We start from the raw sequence: 5,755 nt of genomic DNA on the forward strand, positions 1-5,755 counted from the left end.
GCCCCCGGACTGCCCCGAGCCGGAGCCGGAGCCGGAAGCGCCGGGGCCCGCGGGCGCGGCTGTCGGCGGGCGCTGCTGCTTCCTGGCCGTGTCGGGCCGCCGTCGGCGGGAGGGACGCGTCCGGCCCCGCGCGGTGGGCCGTGACGACGTCCGGGGTCCGCGCCTCGGCGGCAGGCCGTGTGGTGGCGCTCCTTGGGGCGGCGGCTGCCGTCCCGCTCAGGGACGCGGCCTCCTGAGGGCCTTCGCCTGCCGTCGCCCACCCGTGCGGGGTGGGCCCGAGGGCGCCCCCGGAATCCCGCCGCGCGGGGGCTGGGGCCGTGCCGTCGATGCCGGCCGGGCCCCGCAGGCCGTCGGCGCGGCCGGCTGCCATCGCGCTTCGCGCGGCGGCTTGCCCGGCGTGCCGGGCCGTATCCGCCGCGCCCGCGGCGCCAACCGCAGCTTCCCCCTCCGCCCCCGCCTCCGCGAAGGCCAGCACCGCCGCCCGGATGTCCGCCAGCGCGGGCGCCGCCGCGCCCGCGCGGACCGCGGCCGAGACGCGTTCCGCGCAGGCGGCGCAGGACTCGACGTGCTTCTCGACCGACCACGCGTCGGTCTCCGGCAGCGAGCCGTCGGCGTACGACGCCGCGTGGGCGGGTGTCACGTGCCAGGCGGCGGCGGTGGGGCCGCCGCGCTTGGTCAGTCGTCGGAGCGTCATGCGGTGCCTCCGAGAGCGTCCAGGAGGTGCGGGGGTGTGGTGCGCCGCTCGGTGAGGGCGGCGCGGAGTTCTCTGCGGGCGCGTTGGGCGCGGGTTTTGACGGTGCCCTCGGGGATGCCGAGGAGTTGCGCGGCCTCGCGGGTGGTGAGCCCGTCGACGACGGTGGCGCGGAGGACGGCGCGCAGTTCGGGGGAGAGACGGTCGAGGGCGGTGCCGACGTCCCCGTACTCCAGCGCGTCGAGGGCCCGCTCCTCCGCGGAGGGGGCCGTGGCGCGGGCCGGGTCCGGCTGGTGGCGGGCGTGGGCGGCCTGGGCGCGGGCGGCGCGGGCGGCGGTGCGCTGGGCGTCGACGAGGCGGCGGGCCGCGATGGTCCACAGCCAGCCGCCCGCTTCGCCGCCTCGGTGCGCGTCGGCCGTGCGCCAGGCCGTGACGAAGGTGTCCTGTAGGACCTCGCGTACGGTCTCGGGGTCCTGGCAGCGGCGCGTGAGGCGTGCGTGCAGCCAGCCGGCGTGCCGGTCGTAGAGCGCGGCGAGCGCCTGCGCGTCTCCCCGCGCGACGGCTCGCAGCAACTCCCCGTCGCTTCGGTCTGCCCCCATGGGGCGGAACAGTTTCACGCCTCTCTATCGCTTACTGAAGGGATGGCGGTTCACCATCCGCTGACGCGCTGACGCACCGCAGGACGGGTGATCGCTCAGAGCGAACAAGGGGCCGGGAACATCGGCGGGCCTCCGCGCATTGAGTCTGCATAGCTCAACTTGCCTGCCGAAGGGGAGATCATGGCTTCGACGTCCACACCGCTCACCCTGCCCGTGCTGCCCCTCGATGACGAGGTCGTGCTGCCCGGCATGGTGGTGCCGCTGGACCTGTCCGACACCGAGGTACGAGCGGCGGTGGAGGCCGCCCAGGCCGCCGCGCGATCAAGCGGCGCCGCCCGATCAGGCGGCAGCGGCGGCGGGAAGCCGCGCGTCCTGCTCGTGCCGCGCATCGACGGGACGTACGCGGGCATGGGCACGCTCGGCACCATCGAGCAGGTGGGCCGGCTCTCCGACGGCGACCCGGGCGCGCTCATCCGCGGTGTGCGCCGGGTGCGCATAGGCGCGGGGACGACCGGGCCCGGGGCCGCTCTGTGGGTGGAGGGCACACAGGTCGAGGAGATCGTTCCGGATCCGTTGCCCGGTGCCGTCACCGAGCTGGTCAAGGAGTACAAGGCGCTGGCCACCAGCTGGCTGCGCAAGCGCGGCGCCTGGCAGGTCGTGGACCGGGTGCAGCAGATCGACGACGTCGGCCAGCTGGCCGACAACTCCGGCTACTCGCCGTTCCTGTCGGTCCAGCAGCGCGTGGAGCTGCTGGAGACGGCCGACCCGGTGGCGCGGCTGAAGCTGGCCGTGGGCTGGCTGGGTGAGCACCTCGCCGAGCAGGACGTCGCCGAGTCGATCGCCAAGGACGTCCAGGAGGGCGTCGACAAGCAGCAGCGCGAGTTCCTGCTGCGGCGGCAGCTGGAGGCGGTCCGTAAGGAGCTGGCCGAGCTCAACGGGGGAACTGGGGCCGAAGCAGACGAAGCTGACGACTACCGGGCCCGGGTGGAGGCCGCCGACCTTCCCGAGAAGGTGCGCGAGGCGGCCCTCAAGGAGGTCGACAAGCTGGAGCGGGCCTCCGACCAGAGCCCCGAGGGCAGCTGGATCCGCACCTGGCTGGACACCGTCCTGGAACTGCCCTGGAACGAGCGCACCGAGGACGCGTACGACATCTCCGGGGCCAAGGCCGTGCTCGACGCCGACCACGCGGGCCTGGAGGACGTCAAGGAGCGGATCACCGAGTACCTGGCGGTGCGCAAGCGCCGCGCCGACCGGGGACTTGGCGTGGTCGGCGGCCGGCGGGGCGGCGCGGTGCTGGCTCTGGTGGGCCCGCCCGGCGTCGGCAAGACCTCGCTCGGCGAGTCGGTCGCCCGCGCGATGGGGCGCGAGTTCGTGCGCGTCGCGCTCGGCGGCGTCCGCGACGAGGCGGAGATCCGCGGCCACCGGCGTACGTACGTCGGGGCGCTGCCCGGCCGGATCGTGCGGGCCATCAAGGAGGCGGGCTCGATGAACCCGGTCGTCCTCCTCGACGAGATCGACAAGGTCGGCTCCGACTACCGCGGCGACCCCGCCGCGGCCCTGCTCGAGGTCCTGGACCCGGCGCAGAACCACACCTTCCGCGACCACTACCTGGAGGTCGAACTCGACCTGAGCGACGTGGTCTTCCTCGCCACGGCCAACGTCCTGGAGGCCATCCCCGAGGCCCTGCTCGACCGCATGGAGCTGGTCCGCCTGGACGGCTACACCGAGGACGAGAAGGTCACCATCGCCCGCGACCACCTGCTGCCCCGCCAGCTGGAGCGGGCCGGCCTGGAGCCGGGCGAGGTGGCGCTGGAGGACGACGCGCTGCGCAAGCTGGCCGCCGAGTACACCCGCGAGGCGGGCGTACGGACCCTGGAGCGGTCCATCGCGCGGCTGCTGCGCAAGGTGGCGGCCCAGCACGAGCTGGGCGAGCGGAAGCTGCCCGTCACGATCGGCACCGACGAGCTGCGGCTGCTGATCGGCCGCCCGCACCACACCCCCGAGTCCGCCCAGGACCCGGCCGAGCGGCGCACTGCCGTGCCGGGCGTGTCGACCGGGCTCGCGGTCACCGGCGCGGGCGGGGACGTGCTGTTCGTCGAGGCGTCGCTGGCCGACCCGGAAACGGGCGGCGCGGGGCTGACCCTCACCGGTCAGCTGGGCGACGTCATGAAGGAGTCCGCCCAGATCGCGCTCTCGTTCCTGCGCTCGCACGGCGCGGAGCTGGAGCTTCCGGTCGGTGACCTCAAGGAGCGCGGCATCCACCTGCACGTCCCGGCGGGCGCGGTGCCCAAGGACGGCCCGAGCGCGGGCATCACGATGACCACGGCCCTGGCCTCGCTGCTCTCCGGCCGCCAGGTGCGCCCGGACGTGGCGATGACGGGTGAGGTCTCGCTGACCGGGCGGGTGCTGCCCATCGGCGGCGTCAAGCAGAAGCTGCTGGCGGCGCACCGGGCCGGGGTGACCACCGTGATCATCCCCAAGCGCAACGAGCCCGACCTCGACGACGTCCCCGCCGAGATCCTGGACAAGCTCGACGTCCACCCGGTCTCGGACGTCCGCCGCGTCCTGGAACTGGCCCTCACCCCGGCGGCCGCACCGGCCGCCCCGGAGGTTCCGGTGGCGGCGTGACGGACGCCACCGGTGCGGTGGCCCGGGACCCCCGTTCGCACGGGGGTTCCGGGCCGTCCGTGCACCGGAGGGCGTGGGCCAAAAACGGCCGACGCCCTCCGGTGCACGGACAGCCGGGTCCGTACACCGGAGGGCGAAGAGCCGAAGGGCCGAAGCGTTGACGCGGGGAGCGTCAGCCGTTGGCGAGGGCCTGCAGCCGGTCGATCGCGCCGTTGAACTGGTTGTGGTCGCCGACCGTCGCGCCCGACGAGGTGTACTGCCAGATGGTGTGGAAGCCCCAGCCCGCCGGGAGTTCACCGACGGAGGAGCCGTAGCGCGGGATCCACAGCGGGTTGACGCTGCCGAAGGCGCTGGAGTTGCCCGTGCAGCTCTTCCACCAGCTGGTCGAGGTGTAGATCACCGGGTCGCGGCCGGTGAGGGACTTGTAGGTGTTGTTGAAGTCCTTGATCCAGCTGACCATCGCGCTCGCGCTCTTGCCGTAGCAGGTCGCGCCGTAGGGGTTGTACTCCATGTCGAGCGCGCCGGGGAGCGTCTTGCCGTCCTTCGACCAGCCACCGCCGTGGTTGACGAAGTACGTGGCCTGCGCCGCGCCGCTGGAGTTGTCCGGCAGGGCGAAGTGGTACGAGCCGCGGATCATGCCGACGTTGTACGAACCGTTGTACTGCTGCGCGAAGTACGGGTTCGTGTACGTGGTGCCTTCTGTCGCCTTGACGTAGGCGAAGCGCACTCCGCTGCTCCAGAGCGTCGACCAGGCGACGTTGCCCTGATGGCTGCTGACGTCCACGCCTTCGACGGAGGCGAGCAGCCCGGGCGGCTCCTCACCGGTCGTGGATCCGCCTTCGTGCTTGAGTATCTGTGAGCCCGCCCAGTCGTCCTCGGGGTGGGGGATGGCTTTTCCGCTCTTGCCCTGGGCGGCCGAAGCCGTACCGGAGAGCGTGAAGCTCATCGCGAGGAGACCGGCGAGAATGCCGATGACCGCGGTCAGGGTGCGCCGGGTCGTACCAGGTCTGTGCTTGGGCATGGCGTGCCTCCGAAGGCCTCGTGTGGGGAGAGGTGCACGTGTCATTGGTATGGCCATGTCAGGTAGGACAGGACGCTACGGGCGTAGATACGCGGCGCGGAAGGGGGTCGGGTTGCTGCCGTTGGTCTAATCCTGCGAAATACTGACGGAGCTGCGGTGACGGCCGCGTCTGAAAGAAAATTTCACGCCGTGAAAATCCGGAGAGGGCTCTGACGTGCACGACAACGGGGCAATGCCCCCCGAGGGGGGTGAGGGACGCACCATGGGTGGAATTGGTGTAGACCATGCATTCCTGGCTCTGGAGCGCGAATTGGCGGTTTTCCTTCGCCGTGCCCGCGCTTCTTCGGGTGAATTGGCACGGGAAGTCCACCCCGAACTGGAATCCGCCGCGTATGGACTGCTGATGCGGCTGGAAGACGCCGGACAGCAGCGGGCCACGGATCTCGCGGCCTACTTCGGTGTCGGCAAGGCGACGATGAGCCGCCAACTGCGGGTGCTGGAGGACCTCGGGCTGGTGGCCAGGACCCCCGACCCCGCCGACGGCCGGGCCTCCCTGGTTCAGTTGACGGATGAGGGGCGTGCCCGGTTCCGTCGGGTGCGAGTGGCCCGGCGGGCGCGGTATGCGCGCCGCCTCGCGGCGTGGGAGCGCAGCGAGGTGGCCGAACTCGCCCGGCTGCTGCACCGGCTGAACTCCGTGCAGGTCGCCGAGGAGCCTGGGCAGGACGCAGCTTCGCCGCAGGAGTAGGCCTCTCATGTACGACAGGATCGGCAAGGTCCGCCGACCCGGCGACGCGGGTGTGGCGTTCGGGGGACGGG

At 72.6% G+C, this 5,755-nt stretch carries 5 protein-coding genes; 2 read left to right on the forward strand and 3 right to left on the reverse strand.

Annotated elements, in window-relative coordinates; all coding sequences use genetic code 11:
• Both CCN51_RS58130 and CCN51_RS33170 read right to left on the reverse strand, forming a co-directional pair.
• Positions 1-694 (reverse strand): zf-HC2 domain-containing protein (locus CCN51_RS58130; RefSeq protein ID WP_143675961.1); only part of this gene is annotated, 694 nt, incomplete at its 3' end.
• Complete coding sequence (locus CCN51_RS33170; protein WP_014176469.1) at positions 691-1,290, reverse strand: RNA polymerase sigma factor; 600 nt, start codon at positions 1,288-1,290, stop codon at positions 691-693. The genes CCN51_RS58130 and CCN51_RS33170, both read right to left, overlap by 4 nt.
• Positions 1,291-1,470: 180 nt before the next feature.
• Between CCN51_RS33170 and lon the strand changes: the two genes are divergently transcribed.
• Complete coding sequence (gene lon, locus CCN51_RS33175; RefSeq protein ID WP_014176468.1) at positions 1,471-3,918, forward strand: endopeptidase La; 2,448 nt, start codon at positions 1,471-1,473, stop codon at positions 3,916-3,918.
• Between the two features lie 172 nt (positions 3,919-4,090).
• Here the strand turns inward: lon and CCN51_RS33180 are convergent, their stop codons facing one another.
• Complete coding sequence (locus CCN51_RS33180) at positions 4,091-4,939, reverse strand: lysozyme (protein WP_014176467.1); 849 nt, start codon at positions 4,937-4,939, stop codon at positions 4,091-4,093.
• Between the two features lie 262 nt (positions 4,940-5,201).
• Between CCN51_RS33180 and CCN51_RS33185 the strand changes: the two genes are divergently transcribed.
• Complete coding sequence (locus CCN51_RS33185; protein ID WP_043490202.1) at positions 5,202-5,684, forward strand: MarR family winged helix-turn-helix transcriptional regulator; 483 nt, start codon at positions 5,202-5,204, stop codon at positions 5,682-5,684.
• Positions 5,685-5,755: the final 71 nt, after the last annotated feature.

Source organism: Streptomyces milbemycinicus, assembly GCF_002154605.1.
In the GTDB taxonomy this organism is placed as follows: domain Bacteria; phylum Actinomycetota; class Actinomycetes; order Streptomycetales; family Streptomycetaceae; genus Streptomyces; species Streptomyces milbemycinicus.